This window comes from Modestobacter sp. VKM Ac-2983 (assembly GCF_026967885.1).
Classification (GTDB): domain Bacteria; phylum Actinomycetota; class Actinomycetes; order Mycobacteriales; family Geodermatophilaceae; genus Modestobacter.
Genome location: NZ_JAPVBK010000001.1, coordinates 996,059 through 1,014,239, shown reverse-complemented (window position 1 = coordinate 1,014,239; position 18,181 = coordinate 996,059). Strand labels below are relative to the sequence as shown.

The following is an 18,181-nucleotide window of genomic DNA, read 5'->3' as shown; positions in this document are numbered from 1 at the left end:
TAACTTTGCTACATGCCGCCGCGCAAGCGCTCCGATGAGCCACAGCTGTACAACCGGCTCACCCTGCTGCGCACCGAGCGCGGCATGTCCCGTCAGGAGCTGGCCGACGCCGTCGGCGTGCACTACCAGACGATCGGCTACCTCGAACGCGGCGAGTACAGCCCGAGCGCCACCCTCGCGCTGCGGCTGGCCGCCGTCTTCGGCCTCCCGATGGAGGCGGTCTTCTCCCTCACCCCGTTCCGCACCCTGTCCGAGCAGGTCTACGGCACCCAGGAGTCCTCATGAGCAGCCCCACCCGCACCCAGCGGCGCGCCGCCCGTCTCGACGACCCGCGCTTCGAGTACACCCGCACCCCACGCGTCCGACGCCGGCTGGTGGTGGCGATGTGCGGGCTGCTGGTCGCCGAAGCGGGCCTCATCCTCATCGCCGAGCGGGCACCCGTGCCCTTCGCCGTCGGCATGGCGGTCCTGCTGATCGCCTTCGTCCTGTGCCTGGGCGCCCTCAAGGGCAGCACCCGCGGCGTGGAGGAGCTGCCGGCCGAAGCGCTCGACGAGCGCCAGTGGCAGCTGCGCGGCGAGGCCTACGCACGCGCCTACCGGATCGGCTTCGCCCTGCTGACCCTGGAGCTCGCCGCCGTCGCCGCCTGGCTGGTCGCCGACTGGCCGGCACCGGGCACGAACGTGCTCCTCGGCGCGATCCTGCTGCCGTTCCACATCGGGATCGTGCTGCCCACCCTGGTCACCGCCTGGCATCGCCAGGTCTGAGCAGGGGTTCCTGCTACAGCTCGACGCCGCGGGCGCGCAGCCAGACCACCGGGTCGACGCGCTTGCCGTCCATGCCCCCGGAGTGGACCTCGAAGTGCAGGTGTGGGCCGGTCGACTGGCCACGGCTGCCCAGCAGCGCGATCTGCTGACCGGCGCTGACCACCTCACCGGCCTCGACCTGGATCTTCTCCATGTGCCCGTACACGGTCACGTCACCGCTGACGCCCAGGATGTAGACGACCAGGCCGTAGCCGCTGGCCGCACCCGCCCGCAGGACGACGCCGTCCTCGACCGCGTACTCCGGGGTCAGCATCGGCGCCGCCAGGTCGATCCCCCAGTGCATCGTCCCCCAGCGCGGGCAGAAGCAGCTGGTCAGCCGGGCGCCCTTCACCGGGGGTGACACCTTCGGCCGGGCCGCCTCCGCCGCCGCCTCGGCGGCCTCGGCTGCCTCGGCCTGCTCCCTCGCGACCCGGTCGGCCCGCTCGGCACGCGAGGCGGCGACCTCCTCCAGCCGGGCGCGCGCCTCGACCTCGGTGATCGCCAGCTGCGGGGTCGGCTCGACCTCCAGCAGCCCCTCGGCGTCCGAGCCGAGCAGCTCGGCCACCTCGACCGACTCGCGGGCATCGGCGGCGGGCAGCGTCTGGGTGCCGACCAGGGCGACAGTGGCCCCCACGACGAGCGCCGCGAGCAGTGCGGCCGGACGCCGGCGGGCGACCGCCGCCGGGGCGGCCGGGAGGGCGGCCGGCCAGGATCCGGACGACGGAGAGCCGGACGACGGGGAGACCGACGAGAGGAGGCCCGACGACGGGGTGACCGAGGGCTGCGTGCCCGAGGACGGTGCGGCCTGACGTCCGCGGGGGCGGACGGTCGCGCCGGCGTGCCTCGAGCCCATGCGCCTGCCTCTCCTGGAACCCCCGGCGTCCTCCTGTGGCTCCGGATCGGTCTGGCGCACATCCAAACATCTAGTTGCACCGTTGTAATTCGCTGCCCGGCGTGTTCGCCACAACACGCCGCGTGACTGCCTCACAACGTTCCGGAAGTGACTGGAGACCACCCGTCGCCGAGTCGACCTGATGCCGAGTCGACGTCTCGACACGTCGACCGGTCAGCGCAGGGCGGGTTCGCCGACCGGTGCATCCGGGGCGGGGGCACCCGGGGTCGGCGCACCGCCGGTCGGTGCGTCGCCGGTCGGTGCGTCGTCCCGGAAGCGGCGGACAGCACCGACCCCGCCGAGGACCAGCCCCAGCCCGCCGGCGACGAGGACCGCGACCGCCACCCGGGCCAGCGGCTGCGGCCCGGCGGTCAGCGCGTTCGCCGTCCAGAGCACGTCGACGTCGGGCAGGCCCTGCACCAGCAGCAACCAACCGGCCACCACGGCCAGCAGACCGGTCAGCACGCCGCGACCGCGCCCGGCCGCCCGCACCCCGATCGCCGCCACCAGCAGCACCAGCAAGGCCGGGAGCAGTGCCGAGACGACCGCCCCGACGTGCGAGGAGACGCTGCTCGGCGGCTCGGGCGTGGCCAGCGCGTGGTGGACCGAGGCCAGCGCCCCCAGCGCGAGGACGGCGGCCAGCGGCCGGGGGCCGCGGGCGAGCCAGCCGGCGGCGACCGCGCCGGCGAGCAGCAGCAGGTGGGCGGGCCAGACCAGCCAGCCCGGTGGTGGCGGGCTCCAGGTGAGCACGCCCTCGACGACGACGTCGGTCCCGCCGTGGGTCATCGGCACGGTCCACTCGATCACCGTGTGCGGCCGGGACGGGTCCGCGGTCACCACCGGGGGGAGCTGGTCCTGGGTCATCCAGTGGGTCCGGTGGTCGTGCCACACGTACTGCGACCGGGTGGACACCTGCTCCCAGCGGGGGGCTGCGGTGATGTCGACGTCGTCGGGCATCGGCGCGCGCCCGTACCGGTCCAGGTTGAGGTACGTCGCCGGGCTGGCGGCGTTGCGCCAGACGCCGTCCGGCCCGATCCGCAGGTAGGGCTCGCCCGAGTACCCCGGCACGGTCAGCTCGGTGTCGGTCTCGTTGACCACCTCGAGCTCGTCACCGAACTGCAGCACCCGGACGGTGACCCCCGGCAGCTGCGGGGAGACCGACCGGACGGCGGCGGAGAAGTCACTGCCCGCCGCGCCGCCGCCCACGTGCGCCGACGCCGGCGCGGCGAGGGCGAGGACGGCCAGCACCCCGAGCAGGACCACGAGGACCCGACCCACCCCGGGACGCACACTGCCCGGGCTCACCCGGCGGTGGCAGCCAGCTCGAGGGCGATGTCGCGGGCGGTGTTGGCCGAGTCGAAGGCGACGTCGGCCTCCCCGTCGGTGCCGTAGAGCAGCAGCAGCGCGGAGTGGCTCTCACCGCCGTTCTGCGCCACCGGTATGCCGGCGGCCAGCTGCGCCTGCTCGATCTGCTCCTGGTCACCGGTGAGGCCGATGAAGTCGGCCGGCAGGCCGGCGTCGAACCGGTCCAGGTACTCCCGCAGGACCTCGGGGGTGTCCCGCGCCGGGTCGGTGGTCACGAACACCACCGACGTCTGCTCGGCCACCGCCGGGTCGACCTCACCCAGTGCCAGCATGACGTCGGCCATCGTGGTCGGGCAGATGTCCGGGCAGTGGGTGAACCCGAAGAACAGCAGGGTCGGCCCGTCCGCGGTCTGCTCGGCGAAGTCGAACGACGCGCCGGCGGTGTCGGTGAGCGTGAAGTCCGGCTTCTGGTACGGGTCGACCAGCTGGATGCCGCCCTCCTGGACGCCGCCCTCGAGCGTGGCCGGGGCCTCCGCCGATCCGTGGTCGTGGCCGGTGGCCTTGGCACTGGCGTCGGCGTCCCCGCCGCAGCCGGCCAGCAGCAGGCCGGTCGCGAGGGTCAGGGCGGTCAGCCCGGTACGGGCCGGACGGGTCGCAGCGCTCACGGAGCCACGGTACGTCGGCGCGCGGTCAGACCGAGGTAGAGGCCACCGAGCCCGGCGAGCAGCCCGAGCACCGCGAGCACCAGCGCGGTGACGGCGGTGCCGCTGCCGCCCTCGTCGGCCGCGGTGCCGGTCGTCGTCGCGACCGTGTCGGTCGAGGTCCCGGCGTCCTCCGCCAGCGACAGCACCGGGGCCGGGTACCGCGGCTCGGGCTGACCGTCGACGGTCGGCTCGATCCACGCGGCCTCGGTGCCGTCGCTGTAGATCTGCACGGCGTTGAAGGTCAGCTCGTCGGTCTCCGGGAACGGCCCGCCGGAGAGGGCGAACTCCTGGAACTGGCCGGGGGCGATGCCCTGCCCCTCCTCGGCCCGGAACTCCACCACCGAGACGGCCTGCTCGACCGGCTCGCCGTGCACCTCGACCGGCTCGGGGAGCTGCGCCTCGGTCAGCGAGACGGTCCAGCCGGGCACCGGCTGCGCGCGCAGCGAGGTCAGCGGGGTGTCGGTGGGCACCTGGACCCGCAGCCCGACCGTGCTCGCGGTGTCGCTCTCGTTCGGCACCCGGAAGGTGAGCTTGCCGTAGCCACCCGGAGCGGCGTCACCGGAGGAGACGGTGACGTGCGCGGAGGCGACGCCGGTGCCGGCGACGAGCAGCCCGGCCCAGGCGAGCAGCGCGGCCAGCAGGACGACGGCCGGACGGCGCACGGGACGGAGCAGGGACAGGGACAACGGTTCTCCTCGGATCAGCGGGACGTGCAGGGGTTCAGCTCACCGGGAAGACGGTGCTGGCGGTGACTGCGGTGAACTCGTCCAGCCGGACGGTCACCGTCAAGGTCCAGGTGCCGGCGGTGGGCAGCGTCGGGTCGGCGACGTAGTGGCCCGGCCCGGCCGGGGCGAGGTCGACGTCCAGCGGGCCGATCTGCTGCTCGACCTCGGTGAGGGTGACCCCGATCTGCTGCGGCTGGGTCAGCTGGCCGTCGGCGTCGAAGAGGTAGACGTGCACCGTGGTCGGGCCGGCCGTGGCCGGGTCGAGGGTGACCTGCACCGCGCCCGCGTCACCGGTGCCGCCGGCCGACTGGAGCGGCAGGGTCACCTCGACCGGCTGGGCGACGGCCGCCTTCGCCGGCGGGGTGCCGACCAGCACCGCGGACAGCGCGAGGACGACGACCGCGCCGATGCACTCGAGCAGCACCGCCCGGCGCAGCACGCCGATCGTCGCCGGTGGCGCGACCGCAGCGGGGTCCTCAGCAGGGAGGTCCTCGGCGGTGGGGGCCGCGCCGGCCGCGAACGCGTGCGCGACCACCCGGCGCGAGGGGCGGCGGCGGGTGCCCGCCCGCTGCTGCACCCAGTCCCGGCTCACCAGGGCGGCGGCCAGCACCAGCAGCACGAGCCCGACCTTGGCGACCAGCACCCAGCCGTAGGTCGTGGCGAACAGCGCGGACAGCGACCCCACCTCGCGCACCGACTGCAGCACGCCGGTGACGACCAGGGCGCCGATGCAGCCGGCGGCCAGCCCCGACCAGCGGGGCAGCGCGGCGAGCAGCTCCCCCGCCGGCGTCGGCCCGCGGAGGGCGCCGGCGAGCAACGCGACCAGCCCGCCCAGCCAGACGCTCATCGCCGCGACGTGCACGGCGGCCACCGTCACGGCCAGCACGGGCAGCGGCCCGGCGACCGGGTGGCCGATCGCGGCGACGGAGAGGACCAGCGCGGTGCCGAGCACCCCGCCGGCGACCAGCCAGCCGGTGCCCGGCGCGCTCCCCCGCCGCCAGCCGCGCAGCAGGACGGCGGCCAGCAGCCCGGCGAGGACCACCCGGAGCAGCAACGTACGGCCGAAGGTCGAGTCCAGCGTCGTGCCCAGCAGTTGCGGGTCCACGAGGGAACCGAGCCCGTTCCCAGCGGCGTAGGGCCCCTGCAGCACGAGGGAGAGCAGCCCGCCGGCGACGACGGCGGCCAGTCCGGCGCCGGCCAGTCGGCGCAACCGGGGCACCGCCCAGCCCCCCGGCCAGCAGGTGGCCAGCACCAGCGGCACGCCGAGCCCGAGGGCCAGACCCAGGTAGCCCAGCCACCGGGCGACCGGGAGCGCCGCGGCCACGGCCGGGTCCGCGCCGTCCCCCTCGCCGACGGAGCCGGCCGGCAGCAGCTCGCCGTTCCCCACCGCGAAGGAGAAGGCACCGGAGACGGGGTGGGAGTCCGCCGAGACGACCCGGTAGGTGGCCACGTAGCCGGCATCGGGCAGGTTCTCGCGCAGCGGCACGGTGAGGGTGGTGTCGCGCACCTCGGCGGCGCCGGTGTCCACGCGCTCCCCGTCGCCGTCCAGGACCCGCGCGTAGCCGGCGCCCAGGGAGACCGACTCGTCGAACTCGATGACCACCTCGGCCGGCGCGACGTCCAGCCGGGCGCCATCGGCGGGCGTCGTCGTCACCACCGTGGCGTGCGCGGCGGCCGGGCGGGCGGTCCCCACGTCGACGAGCACGCCGAGCACCAGCAACGCGCCCAGCAGGACGGCGGCGGAGAGTCGCCGCGCCCATGACCCGGGACGGCGGTGGGCTGCTCGCCGGGTCCGCTCCTGCTGCTGCACGGTTGCACAGTCGTCGGCGCCCGCCGTCCAGTTCCCGGCAGTGCGCCGCTCCGGAGGAGAGCCACCCCACACCGTCGGCCCCTGCTCCCCGGGCGGCCGGCCGATCGACCAGGATGACCCGGTGAGCTCGTCCCCGTCCGCGGCGGCCGGCGGGCCGCCGCCGGACACCGGCGAGCCGGTCGCGCTGGGCACCGCCCCGGGCCGCTGGGTGCTGCTGGCCACCGTGCTCGCCTCGGCCATGGCGCTGCTGGACGCCACCGCGGTCAACGTCGCCCTGCCCTCGATCAGCCGGGACCTCGGCTCGTCCCTGTCCGGGCTGCAGTGGACGGTGACCGGGTACACGCTGGCGCTGGCCTCGCTCGTCCTGCTCGGTGGTGCGCTGGGCGACCGGTACGGGCGCCGCCGGGTCTTCGTGCTCGGCGTCGTCTGGTTCGCGGTCGCCTCGCTGGCCTGCGGGCTGGCGCAGAGCACCGGCCAGCTCGTCGCCGCCCGGGTGCTGCAGGGCATCGGCGGTGCGCTGCTGACCCCCGGCAGCCTGGCGATCATCCAGTCCTCCTTCCGGCACCGGGACCGCCCCCGCGCCATCGGCCTGTGGTCGGCACTGGGCGGCCTGGCCGGGCTGGTCGGCCCGTTCCTGGCCGGGTTCCTCGTCGACTCGATCGGCTGGCGCTGGGTGTTCGGGATCAACGTCCCGTTCGCGGTGGTCGTCGTCCTGGTCGCCGTCCGGCACCTGCCGGAGAGCCGGGACCCCGAGCGCACCGGGCGCTTCGACGTGCTCGGCGCCGTCCTCGGTGCGCTGGCCCTGGCCGGGGTCACCGACGCGCTGATCTCCGCGGGCAGCGACCCCGGGCAGCCGGAGGTGGTCCTCGCCGCGGCCGTCGGCGTGCTGGCCGGGGCGGCGTTCGTCGTCCGGGAGCGCCGGGCGGCCCAGCCGATGCTGCCGCTGGGCGTCTTCGCCGACCGGCAGTTCACCGGCGCGAACCTCAGCACCCTGGCCGTCTACGGGGCGCTGGGCGGCGTCATGTTCTTCCTGGTCCTCCAACTGCAGACCGTCCTGGGCTACGGCGCCACCGCGGCCGGCGCCGCGCTGCTGCCCACGATCCTGGTGATCACGCTGCTGTCGGCGCGGGCCGGCGCGCTCGCCCAGCGGATCGGGCCGCGGCTGCCGATGACCGTCGGCCCGCTGGTGGCGGCCGGGGGCCTGCTGTGGCTCACCCGGGTCGGGGCCGGCAGCTCCTACTGGGTCGACGTGCTGCCCGGCTCGCTGGGCCTCGGGCTGGGCATGTCGCTGGTGGTGGCCCCGCTGACCGCGACCGTGCTCGGCGCCGCCCCCGACCACCTGGCCGGCGTGGCCAGCGGGGTGAACAACGCGGTCGCCCGGGCGGCGAACCTGCTCGCCGTCGCGGCGCTGCCGGTGGCGGTCGGGCTCTCCGGCGACGACCACACCGACCCGGCGTCGTTCAGCTCCGGCTACTCCCTCGCCCTCGTGCTCTGCGCGGCGGCGATGGTGCTGGGCTCAGCGGTCGCCTGGGCCACGGTGCGCAACGACGTCCTGCGGACGTGACCAGGCCCTCCCGGCCCCCTTCCGCACAATGTCTACCAACATGGTAGGAATGTCGGCGTGACGACGACGGCGATGGCCACCGGTGGACACCCCACCCGCCGCCCGTCGGCCCTCCCCGGCGCCTTCCTGGTGAGCCGTCTGCACGTCGACCTGCTCCGGGTCAGCACCGCCGTCTGTCTCGGCCGCTGACCTCCCGCGCCGTCCGGCGCCCCTCGTTCACCGCGGTCCGCTGCGCCCCCACCCGGCGCGCCCGCACCCACGAACCCGGAGCACATCCCCTGTGAAGACCCTGATCCTGCTCGCCCTCGCGGGCCTCGGCGCCCAGCTCGTCGACGGCAGCCTGGGCATGGGCTACGGCGTCACCTCGACGACGCTGCTGCTCGCCATCGGCACCAACCCGGCCGCCGCCTCGGCCACGGTGCACCTGGCCGAGATCGGCACCAACCTCGCCTCGGGCCTGTCGCACTGGAAGTTCGGCAACGTCGACTGGAAGGTCGTCGCCAAGATCGGCGTCCCGGGCGCGATCGGCGCCTTCGCCGGAGCGACCGTGCTGTCGAACATCTCCACCGCCGTCGCCACGCCGGTGATGTCGCTCATCCTGCTGGGCCTGGGTCTGTACCTGCTGGCCCGCTTCACCCTCCGCGGCATCGACCGGCGCCAGCTGGGCAAGCCGATGCGCACCCGCTTCCTCGCCCCGCTGGGCCTCACCGCCGGCTTCATCGACGCCACCGGCGGTGGCGGCTGGGGGCCGGTGAGCACCCCGGCCATCCTGGCCAGCGGCCGGATGGAGCCGCGCAAGACGATCGGCTCGATCGACACCTCGGAGTTCCTGGTCTCCCTGGCCGCGAGCCTGGGCTTCCTCCTCGCCCTCGGCAGCCAGGGGATCAACGCCTACTGGGTGCTCGGCCTGCTGGCCGGTGGTCTGGTCGCCGCACCGCTGGCCGCCTGGCTGGTCCGCTTCGTCCCGCCGCGGCTGCTCGGCGCCGGGGTCGGCGGCATGATCGTCTCCACCAACGCGACGAGCCTGCTCAGCAGCGAGTGGGTCGGCGCCAGCGACCCGGTCCGGTACGTCATCCTGGCGGTCGTCTACGCGACCTGGGCGGCGGCGGTGGTCTGGTCCTTCCGCGAGTACCGCAGGGAGCGCGCGGAGGAGGCGGCCGAGGCGCTGGCCACCGAGGCGGAGCAGCTGGCCGAGCAGGAGCGGGCAGCCCGGGCCGAGCGCACTGCGCGCCCCAACCAGGTGGCGCCGGTCGACGCCGACGGCGTGCCGGTGGGCCACCTGCACTCCTGACCGTTTTGCTGTAGCGGCAACGATCCTTGCCGCGAGACGTTCCCCCGGCGCACTGTCGGATCCGGCGGGTCACCACCTGAGGTGACCCGCCGTCCGAGCAGAGGAGCGCACGGTGGAGACGGAGTACGACGTGGTGGTCGTCGGCGGTGGCGCCGCCGGCCTGAGCGGTGCACTGGCGCTCAGCCGGGCCCGCCGATCGGTGCTGGTGGTGGACGGCGGGGCGCCCCGCAACGCCCCTGCCGCGCACGCGCACAACTACCTGGGGCGGGAGGGCGTCCCGCCGCGCGAGCTGCTGGCGATCGGGCGCAGCGAGGTGGCCGGCTACGGCGGGGAGTTCGCCGACGGCGACGTCACCTCCGCCGCCCCGGTCGAGGGCGGCTTCGAGGTGCGACTGGCCGACGGGCGGTCGGTGCGCGCCCGTCGGCTGCTGGTGACCACCGGGCTGGTCGACGAGCTGCCCGACGTCCCGGGGGTGCGCGAGCTGTGGGGCAGCGACGTCCTGCACTGCCCGTACTGCCACGGGTGGGAGGCGCGCGACCAGGCGGTCGGCGTGCTGGCGACCAGCCCCCTCGGGGTGCACCAGGTGCTGATGTGGCGGCAGTGGACCGCCGACCTCACCCTCTTCCTGCACACCGGTCCGCAGCCCACCGAGGAGGAGTGGGAGCAGCTCGCCGCGCGGGGCATCAGCGTGGTCGTCGGCGAGGTCGTCGGCCTGGAGACCGCCGACGGGAGGCTCGCCGGCGTCCGACTGGCCGACGGCACGGTGATCGCCCGCGACTTCGTGGTGGTGGCCCCGCGGTTCACCGCGCGGGCCGGCGTCCTGGAGTCCCTCGGGCTCGCGGCGGTCGAGCAGCGGATGGGCGAGCTGGTCATGGGCAGCGGGGTGCCGGTGGACGCGTTCGGCGCGACCGCGGTCCCCGGTGTGTGGGCGGCCGGGAACGTCACCGACACCCGGGCGCAGGTGATCAGCGCGGCCGCGGCCGGGCTCAACGCCGCGGTGGCGGTCAACGCCGACCTGATCGCCGACGACACCCGGCGGGCCGTGGCCACCCGAGGAGCCCTGGCCGCCCGGGGGGCCCTGACCACCCGGCAGGTGTTCTCCCCGGTGAGCGAACGCGAACTGTGCGACCAGGTGCTCGGCGACCGCCGGCACGGGATCTGAGGAGGAACGGTGCACGACCACCAGCAGCAGACCTCGACCGGCCAGGACCACGCCTCCTGGGAAGAGCGCTACGCCGCCGCGACCGCGCTGTGGAGCGGCCGGGTCAACCCCACGCTCGCCGACCAGGCGGCCGACCTCCCGCCGGGGCGGGCCCTGGACGTCGGCTGCGGGGAGGGCGGCGACACGCTGTGGCTCGCCTCCCGCGGCTGGCAGGTGACCGGCCTGGACTGGTCGCAGACCGCCCTCGACCGCGGCGCCGCCCAGGCGTCGGCCGCCGGGCTCGGCGACCGGGTGACGTGGGCACAGGGCGACGTCGCCACCTGGCAGCCCGCCGAGGCGGCGTTCGACCTGGTCACCGCCCACTTCCTGCACCCGGAGGCGGCGGTGCGCCACGCGCTGGTGCCGCGGCTGGCGGCGGCGGTCGCCCCCGGCGGCACGCTGCTGTGGGTCGGCCACGTCCATGACGAGCAGCGCGCCGTCATGTGGGGCGCCGACCGCTTCGCCACGGCCGCCGACGTGCTCGCCGACCTGGACCTGCAGGAGTGGGACGTCGTCCTGGCCGGCAGCCGACCGCGGCCGGCCGGCCAGCACGACCACCACGACGCCGACGAGGTCGTCCGGGTCCGCCGGCGAGAGTGAGCCGCCCGGGTCGACCCACCTGGGCTGGGGTTGAGCCGTGCCCTGACGCGGCTCGACCCCAGCCGGTGCGGTTCAACCCCCAGTCAGCAGGGTCCGCTCCAAGTCGAGAGGGAGGCCAGGCAGTGGCCGGCCGGCCGGGGGCTCCGGGCGTTCGCTGGTCTGCATCCAGGTCCAGCTGTCGGCGATCGAGTCGCGCACCGGACGGGAGGGCAGGCCGAGCTCCCGGGCACGCGTCGTGTCGACGTCCCAGGCGGTGCGGGCGGTCCTCGCTGCCAGCCACAGCGGGAGGTGGCTCCACTCCTGGACGCCGGCCGCGAGCAGCTCCGCCTCGGGCACCGGCATCCACTCGGCGTCGCCGCCGGTGACGTCCCGGCAGGTGTCCAGCAGCCCGCCGAACGTGGTCATCCCGGCCGGCCCGGTGGCGTTCACCGCACCGGACCGGCCCTGCTCGACCGACTCGACCAGCCAGCCTGCCAGATCCCGGGCGTCGACCAGTGCGATGGGCTGGTCCAGCCCCTCCGCCGGGACGACGACCCGACCGCCGGCGGCGATCCGGTCCAGCCACCAACCCAGCCGGTAGAGCGGGTCGTGCGGCCCGACGACCAGCCCGGCCCGGGCGGTCAGGAACCGCTCCCCCAGCGCTGCGACCAACACCCGCTCGGCGGCGGCCTTGACCGGCCCGTAGGAGTCCTCGTCGGAGTCCCAGGTCGGCTCCTGCTCCCCGGCGATCGGCCCGGGCGGCCAGTTCCGGTACGCGTTCAGGCTGCTGACGAAGGCGTAGCCGGCGACGTCGGCGAGCGCGGTCGCCGCGTGCTCCGCCGCCGCGCGGGTCTGGCAGGACGTGTCGACGACCAGCTCCGGCGACCAGCCGTCCAGTGCCGCCGGCAGGGCGACCGGGTCGTCGCGGTCGCCGATCAGCGCCCGGGCCCCGGCCGGGGGCGCCCCGGAGACCCCGCGGGTGAACGTGGCCACCTCGTGGCCGCGTTCCAGCGCCGCGGTGACGACGTGCCGGCCGAGGAAGTGCGTGCCGCCGAGGACCAGGAGTCGCATGCCCCGACCTCAGCGCAGCCACCCGCCGCCGTCCAGCCGGTTCGCTCTCGGCTCACTCCCGATCCGGGCTGAGCCGCCTCACTGTCCGCAGAGCCGGGTCCCGACACGGCCAGACGGTCGGCGACCCGGCTCAACCCCGGGCTCAGCCGGCGCGGACGCCGGTGAGCGGGAGGACCCGGGGCCGGGACGGCGCGGTGAGCAGCCCGCGCTGCGGGTTGCCGGTGTCCTCGCGCAGGCCGGCCAGCCGGAGCGCCCGCACGCCGGTGAGCGCATCGGCCTCCGGCGGGACCACCAGCAGGTCGACCCGCCGGTCGCCGTCGACGGTCAGGGAGACCAGCTGCTGGTCCATGCTGCCGAACCCACCGGTGCGCACGGTGCGCCCGCCGATCAGCACCTTGCGGGCCGGCGGCTCGTCCCAGGCCCCCTCGGCGTAGGTGAACCGGTCGATCCGCACGCCGAGGCTCTGCAGCGCCGCCGCCAGCTCGGGCAGCTCGACCGACAGCAGCCGGCTGCGCGGCCACCACGCCCCGTCGAACGTGCCGTCGGTCGGTGCCGTCGCCGGGCGCAGACGCACCCGCACGTCGATCCCGTTCCGGAAACCTGCTGCCCGCTGGACCGTCATCGGCTTCCCGACCACCTCTCACACCGTTCCCCCAGGTGTGCCCGGCCTTCCCCTGCCGAGCCCACCTCTCCGGACCGGAACCTACGACCGCCGCTGCGACACCCCGGCGCGCCACGAGGAGAGCCGGCGAACGCACCGGACCCACCCGGCCAGCCATCACGAACCGTGACCGACCCACAACTCTCGACACACTGGACCCACCCGCATCGGCAGTCCTCGTCCGCGCGTCCTGCCGCAGGACGACGAACGCCGCCGTCCCCAGCGGGACGACGGCGTTCGGTCAGGACCCCGAAGGGTCCGCGCTCACGGCTTGGGCTTCCGGTTCCGGGACCGGCCGCGGATCGTCTGGTCCAGCTCCACCTTGCGCACCCGGACCGCGCCCGGCGTGACCTCCACGCACTCGTCCTCGGCACAGAACTCCAGCGCCTGCTCCAGGTTGAGCAGCTTCGGCGGGATGAGCCGCTCCAGCTCCTCGGAGGTGGCCTTGCGCATGTTGGTGAGCTTCTTCTCCTTGGTGATGTTCACGTCCATGTCGTCCGGACGCGAGTTCTCACCGATGACCATGCCCTCGTAGACCGTGGTGCCCGGCTCGACCATCATCTGGCCGCGCTCCTGCAGCGAGAACATCGAGTACGTCGTCGCCACGCCGGTGCGGTCGGCGACCAGCGAGCCGGTCGGGCGTGCGCGCATGTCGCCCAGCCACGGCTCGTAGCCCTCGAGGTTGTGGTTCAGCACGCCGGTGCCGCGGGTCTCGGTGAGGAACTCGGTGCGGAACCCGATCAGGCCACGCGAGGGGACGATGTACTCCATCCGCGCCCAGCCGGTGTCGTGGTGCACCAGGTTCTCCAGCCGTCCGCGGCGGACGGCCAGGGCCTGGGTCAGCGTGCCGACGTACTCACCCGGGGTGTCGATGGTGACCCGCTCGACCGGCTCGTGCAGCTTGCCGTCGATCTCCTTGGTGACCACCTGCGGGCGGCCGACGGTGAGCTCGAACTCCTCGCGGCGCAGCTGCTCGACCAGGATCGCCAGCGCCAGCTCGCCGCGGCCCTGCATCTCCCAGGTGTCCGGGCGCTCGGTGGGCAGCATCCGCACCGAGACGTTGCCGACCAGCTCCTGGTCGAGCCGGTTCTTGATCAGCCGGGCGGTGAGCTTCTTGCCCGACTTTCCCGAGATCGGGCTGGTGTTGATGCCGATGGTGATCGAGATCGACGGCTCGTCGACGGTGATCGCCGGCAGCGGGCGCGGGTCGTTCGGGTCGGCGAGGGTGTCGCCGATCATGATGTCCTCGATGCCGGCGATGGCGATCAGGTCGCCGGGGCCGGCGCTGTCGGCCGGGGTGCGGGTGAGGCCCTCGGTGACCAGCAGCTCGGTGATCTTGGTGCGGGTGATGGTGCCGTCGGCCTTGCACCAGGCCACCTGCTGGCCCCGCTTCATCTCACCGGAGTGGATGCGCAGCAGCGCCAGCCGGCCCAGGAACGGCGAGGCGTCGAGGTTGGTGACCTGCGCGCGCAGCGGCTCCTCGGCGTCGTAGACCGGCGCCGGCACGGTGTCCAGCAGCGTCTTGACCAGCGGGCCGAGGTCCGGGCTGTCCGGGACGGTGCCGTTCTCGGGCTTGTTCAGCGACGCCTGGCCGGTACGGCCGTTGCAGTAGACGATCGGGAACTCGAGGGTCTCGGCGGGGAGGCCGGCGTCCTCGAGCAGCTCCATGAACAGCTCGTAGGTCTCGTCGACGACCTCCTCGATGCGGGCGTCCTGCCGGTCGGTCTTGTTGACCGCGAGGATGACCGGCATCCCCTTCGCCAGCGCCTTGCGGAGCACGAACCGGGTCTGCGGCAGCGGGCCCTCGGAGGCGTCGACGAGCAGCACGACACCGTCCACCATCGACAGCGCACGCTCCACCTCGCCACCGAAGTCGGCGTGGCCCGGGGTGTCGACGATGTTCACGACGACGGGGTTGCCGTCCTCGTCCGCGAGGCGGATCGCGGTGTTCTTGGCCAGGATGGTGATCCCGCGCTCGCGCTCGAGCTCGCCGGAGTCCATGACCCGGTCCTGCGTGGAGTCGTTGTCCGTCCCCTCGCCCTTCGAGCGCCCGAGGGCACCGGCCTGCCGGAGCAGGGCGTCGACCAGGGTGGTCTTGCCGTGGTCGACGTGGGCGATGATCGCCACGTTGCGCAGGTCGTTGCGGGTGGGCATGCGGAGAGGCACCTCGGGGGATCGCGTGGGGGTCTGCGCGCAGCGGCGCGCGTCAGGTGTAACGGCACGGGCGGCCGAGACCTTCCCATGGTAGGGGACGACGGGCCCCCTCCGAGCGGCTGTGACCGGTCTACCACTCTCGAAGGACCCTGGTCGCCCTCATCCCTCGCGGGCTCGGGACGAGCCTTTGGACCGAGGCCTCAGGACGACGGACGGTCGGCCACCACCCAGGAGACCCCTGCGGCGAGCACCGTGACCACCCCGACCGCCAGCCAGGACGGCCAGCCGACGCCGAGGGCCAGCACGTGCGCACCGACGAAGGCGGCCACGTAGCCCGCCGCCAGGGCCGCGGCCACCGCTGCCCCGCGACGGCGGTACCAGAGCCAGCCGGCAGCCAGGCCGCCGGCGGCGAACACGACGCCGCCGAGCGCCCGCACGCCGGTGCCCTGGGCGACGCCGAACCCGGCGGCCAGCCCGATGGCCACCGCGACGGCCGAGGGGAAGCGGGCCTGCACGCGACTGAGGGTCGTGGTCGACATGTCCACCAGTCTCCCAGCGGGCACGGACCGGTGCGGTCGAGCCTGCGCACGAGCAGCTGATCGGTGACCCTGGGCGGTACGGTTCGCCGCTCGAGTCCGTCCGGACGGTGCGAGGAGTCCCCATGACCCAGCACAGCGACCCACCACCGTGGGTGGCCGACGGGTCCTGGCGCGAGCGGGCGACCGAGGCGCTGTCCTCGATCAGCGAGGCGGTCTGCTTCCTGGACGCGGAGTACCGCTACACCTGGGTCAACGACGCCGCCGAACGGCTGCTCGAGCGGCCGGCCGCCGAGCTCGTCGGCCAGGTGCTGTGGACCCAGTTCCCGGACCGGCCCGGTGCGCCGTGGCAGCAGTTGGTCCGGCGGGCCCGATCGACCCGGTCCAACCAGCACCTGGAGTTCTTCTACGAACCGCTGGACCGGTGGTTCGAGGTGCGCGCCTACCCCGTCCTCGACGACCTGGTCCTGTTCTTCCGCGACGTGCACGAACGGCGCACGCTCGACGAGGAGCGCGCCGCGGAGTCCTCCCTGATCCGCGGGGTGCTCAACGCACTGCCGGCGCGTACCGCGATCCTCAGCGACGACGGCACCATCCTGACCACCAACACGGCGTGGGCACAGGGGGCGACGGCGGGCCGGCCGGCCGCCAGCCGCGCCGGTGACGACTACCTGGCCGCCTGCCGCGCACTGGCCGCGACCGGCGACCCCGACGCCCAGCGGGCGGTCGAAGGGCTGGAGGCGGTGCTCCAGCGGCGGGCGCCGTCGTTCTCCCTCGACTACTCCCCACCGACCGCCGGCACCGGCACCGCCGGCACCTGGTGGCACCTGCAGGTCTTCCCGGTGGACGGCGGGCCGGGCGCCGTGGTCACCCACACCGACATCACCGACCGGGTGCGGGCCGAGCAGCGGGCCGCCTGGCAGGCCCGGCACGACCACCTCACCGAGCTGCCCAACCGGGCCGCCCTGCACGAGACGATCACCGGGGCCCTGGCCGAGGATGGCGGCCCGGTGACCGTCCTCTACCTGGACGTCGACGGCTTCAAGCAGGTCAACGACTCGCTCGGGCACTCCACCGGCGACCTGCTGCTGCAGGAGCTGGCGGCTCGGCTGTCGCAGCGCACCCGCACGAGCGACGTGGTCGGGCGCCTGGGCGGAGACGAGTTCGTGGTGGTCGCCCGCGACTGCGATGCCCCGGCCGGGGAGGTGCTGGCCCAGCGGTTCCGGGCCGTCTTCGACGAGCCCTTCGAACTGGCCGGGACGCGGCTGTCGTTGACCGCCAGCATCGGGACGGCCACCTCCGACCTGGCGCACACCGGACCCGAGGACCTGCTCCGGGACGCGGACGCCGCGATGTACGCCGCGAAGTCCGACGGCCGGGACCAGCACCTGCACTTCACCCCGACCCTGCGCACCGCCCTGGAGGACCGGCGCCAGGTCGTCACCCACCTGCGGGCGGCTGCGGCGCTGGACCAGCTGACCGTGCACTGGCAGCCGGTGGTGCACCTGCCCAGCGGCACGGTGACCGGGTGCGAGGCACTGCTGCGGTGGGAGCACCCGCACCGGGGCTGGCTCGAGCCGGCCGAGTTCATCCCGGTCGCGGAGGAGACCGGGATGATCGTGCCGATCACCCGCTGGCTGCTGCGGACGGCGATCGCCCAGGCCGAGGCGTGGCAGGCCGACGGTCACGACCTGGCCGTCGCGGTGAACGTGAGCGCCGTCCACCTCTCCTCGGGGACGCTGGTCGACGACGTCCGCCAGGCGCTGGCCGAGCGAGACCTGGACCCGGGCGACCTCGTGCTGGAGCTGACCGAGACGGCGCTGGCCCGCGACCCGGAACACGCCGTGGCCCAGTTCCGCGAGCTGCGCAGCCACGGCGTCCGGATCGCCCTGGACGACTTCGGGGCCGGGTACAGCTCGCTGGCGGCGGTGGCCTCGTTGCCCGCCGACGTGCTGAAGGTGGACCGCGCCCTCGTCGCCGGGCCGCTGCCCGCCGCCGCCACGGCCCCCGAGGCGCTCCTCGGCGCGGTCGCCGCGCTCGGTGCGGCGCTGGACATGGCGGTGCTCGCCGAGGGGGTGGAGACCGCGGCGCAGCTGGAGCTGGCCCGCCGGGTGGGGTGCACCTACGCGCAGGGCCACCACCTCTCCCCGCCGGTGACCGGCGACCGGCTGGGCGCGCTGCTCACGGAGGGCCGGCGGCGAACCGGTCAGCAGCGCCTGCCCTGAGACGCAGCAGGGCCCCCACCCGAGCGGGTGGAGGCCCTGTGCGCGACGGGTGCCTGATCAGGCGGTGCGGAGCACGCCCTCGATCTCGAGCTCGACCTCGATCTTGTCGCCGACGACGACGCCGCCGCCGTCCATCGGCATGTCGATGTCCACGCCGAACTCCTTGCGGGAGATGGAGGTCTTGCCGGAGAAGCCGGCGCGCGTGCCGCCGTAGGCGTCGGGGCCGAAGCCGTTGAGCTCCAGGGCCAGGGTGACCGGCTTGGTGATGCCCTTGATCGTCAGGTTCCCCTCGACGACCCAGTCCTCGCCCTTGTTGCGGACGCCGGTGGAGCGGAAGTCCATGACCGTGTGGTTGCCGACGTCGAAGAAGTCAGCGGACTTGATGTGTGCGTCGCGCTGCTCCTGGCGGGTGTCGATCGAGTCCATGTCGACCGTCGCGTGCACCGTCGACTGGGCCGGGTCCTCGGCGGTGACGATCTCGCCGGAGAACTCGCGGAAGTAGCCGCGGACCTTGCTGACCATCATGTGGCGGACGGCGAAGCCCACGGTGGAGTGGGAGGCGTCGATGTCCCACGTGCCGACGACGTAGCCGGGGATCTGGGTGATGCTGGCCATGGTGATCTCCAAGTGGTTGAGCGTTTGATCGATTGCTTGGGGCGT

General features: G+C 74.4%; 18 protein-coding genes. 8 read left to right on the top strand and 10 right to left on the bottom strand.

Annotated features, from left to right (window positions below; translation table 11 throughout):
• Positions 1-12 precede the first annotated feature (12 nt).
• A complete protein-coding gene (locus O2W18_RS04860) occupies positions 13-285 on the top strand; it encodes a helix-turn-helix transcriptional regulator (RefSeq protein WP_269186426.1) in 273 nt (90 codons plus the stop codon).
• The gene (locus O2W18_RS04855; protein ID WP_269186425.1) at positions 282-764 is read left to right on the top strand and encodes a hypothetical protein; all 483 of its coding nucleotides are present in this window, start codon (positions 282-284) and stop codon (positions 762-764) included. Before O2W18_RS04860 ends, O2W18_RS04855 begins: the two co-directional genes overlap by 4 nt.
• A gap of 13 nt (positions 765-777) precedes the next feature.
• Here O2W18_RS04855 and O2W18_RS04850 read toward each other — a convergent pair whose 3' ends face one another.
• The 5 genes from O2W18_RS04850 to O2W18_RS04830 form a co-directional block, all read right to left on the bottom strand.
• A complete protein-coding gene (locus O2W18_RS04850) occupies positions 778-1,656 on the bottom strand; it encodes a M23 family metallopeptidase (protein ID WP_269186424.1) in 879 nt (292 codons plus the stop codon).
• Between the two features lie 213 nt (positions 1,657-1,869).
• Complete coding sequence (locus O2W18_RS04845; protein ID WP_269186423.1) at positions 1,870-2,973, bottom strand: hypothetical protein; 1,104 nt, start codon at positions 2,971-2,973, stop codon at positions 1,870-1,872.
• Positions 2,974-2,996: 23 nt separating this feature from the next.
• Positions 2,997-3,665 carry an SCO family protein gene (locus O2W18_RS04840; protein WP_269186422.1) on the bottom strand — a complete coding sequence of 223 codons (669 nt, stop codon included), beginning with the start codon at positions 3,663-3,665 and terminating at the stop codon, positions 2,997-2,999.
• Positions 3,662-4,390: a YcnI family copper-binding membrane protein gene (locus O2W18_RS04835; RefSeq protein ID WP_269186421.1), complete on the bottom strand. Its 729-nt coding sequence runs from the start codon at positions 4,388-4,390 to the stop codon at positions 3,662-3,664. Before O2W18_RS04835 ends, O2W18_RS04840 begins: the two co-directional genes overlap by 4 nt.
• Before the next feature lie 34 nt (positions 4,391-4,424).
• Positions 4,425-6,239 (bottom strand): copper resistance CopC/CopD family protein, encoded by a 1,815-nt coding sequence (locus O2W18_RS04830; protein WP_269186420.1) that lies wholly within the window; start codon positions 6,237-6,239, stop codon positions 4,425-4,427.
• Positions 6,240-6,360: 121 nt separating this feature from the next.
• Here O2W18_RS04830 and O2W18_RS04825 point away from each other — a divergent pair, with 121 nt between their 5' ends.
• The 5 genes from O2W18_RS04825 to O2W18_RS04805 all read left to right on the top strand — a co-directional run bounded on the left by O2W18_RS04825 (position 6,361) and on the right by O2W18_RS04805 (position 10,895).
• A complete protein-coding gene (locus O2W18_RS04825; protein ID WP_269186419.1) occupies positions 6,361-7,803 on the top strand; it encodes an MFS transporter in 1,443 nt (480 codons plus the stop codon).
• A gap of 57 nt (positions 7,804-7,860) precedes the next feature.
• Entirely contained in the window at positions 7,861-7,992 is a 132-nt protein-coding gene (locus O2W18_RS04820; RefSeq protein WP_269186418.1) for a putative leader peptide, read from the top strand.
• Between the two features lie 91 nt (positions 7,993-8,083).
• A complete protein-coding gene (locus O2W18_RS04815; protein WP_269186417.1) occupies positions 8,084-9,094 on the top strand; it encodes a sulfite exporter TauE/SafE family protein in 1,011 nt (336 codons plus the stop codon).
• Positions 9,095-9,206: 112 nt separating this feature from the next.
• On the top strand, positions 9,207-10,256 hold the full coding sequence (locus O2W18_RS04810; protein WP_269186416.1) for an NAD(P)/FAD-dependent oxidoreductase: 1,050 nt from the start codon (positions 9,207-9,209) through the stop codon (positions 10,254-10,256).
• Positions 10,257-10,265: 9 nt separating this feature from the next.
• Entirely contained in the window at positions 10,266-10,895 is a 630-nt protein-coding gene (locus tag O2W18_RS04805; protein WP_269186415.1) for a class I SAM-dependent methyltransferase, read from the top strand.
• Positions 10,896-10,967: 72 nt separating this feature from the next.
• Here O2W18_RS04805 and O2W18_RS04800 read toward each other — a convergent pair whose 3' ends face one another.
• The 4 genes from O2W18_RS04800 to O2W18_RS04785 form a co-directional block, all read right to left on the bottom strand.
• The gene (locus O2W18_RS04800) at positions 10,968-11,945 is read right to left on the bottom strand and encodes an NAD-dependent epimerase/dehydratase family protein (RefSeq protein WP_269186414.1); all 978 of its coding nucleotides are present in this window, start codon (positions 11,943-11,945) and stop codon (positions 10,968-10,970) included.
• A 142-nt stretch (positions 11,946-12,087) separates the two neighbouring features.
• Positions 12,088-12,567, bottom strand: coding sequence for a DUF5994 family protein (locus O2W18_RS04795; RefSeq protein ID WP_269186413.1), 480 nt, complete (start codon positions 12,565-12,567; stop codon positions 12,088-12,090).
• 303 nt (positions 12,568-12,870) lie between these two features.
• Entirely contained in the window at positions 12,871-14,760 is a 1,890-nt protein-coding gene (gene typA / locus O2W18_RS04790) for a translational GTPase TypA (RefSeq protein WP_269171143.1), read from the bottom strand.
• Positions 14,761-14,960: 200 nt separating this feature from the next.
• On the bottom strand, positions 14,961-15,299 hold the full coding sequence (locus O2W18_RS04785) for a hypothetical protein (RefSeq protein ID WP_269186412.1): 339 nt from the start codon (positions 15,297-15,299) through the stop codon (positions 14,961-14,963).
• Between the two features lie 122 nt (positions 15,300-15,421).
• On the opposite strand from O2W18_RS04785, the gene O2W18_RS04780 reads away from it, so the two are divergent.
• Positions 15,422-17,521: a putative bifunctional diguanylate cyclase/phosphodiesterase gene (locus tag O2W18_RS04780; protein WP_269186411.1), complete on the top strand. Its 2,100-nt coding sequence runs from the start codon at positions 15,422-15,424 to the stop codon at positions 17,519-17,521.
• A 57-nt stretch (positions 17,522-17,578) separates the two neighbouring features.
• Here O2W18_RS04780 and O2W18_RS04775 read toward each other — a convergent pair whose 3' ends face one another.
• The gene (locus O2W18_RS04775; protein ID WP_269186410.1) at positions 17,579-18,136 is read right to left on the bottom strand and encodes a YceI family protein; all 558 of its coding nucleotides are present in this window, start codon (positions 18,134-18,136) and stop codon (positions 17,579-17,581) included.
• Positions 18,137-18,181: the final 45 nt, after the last annotated feature.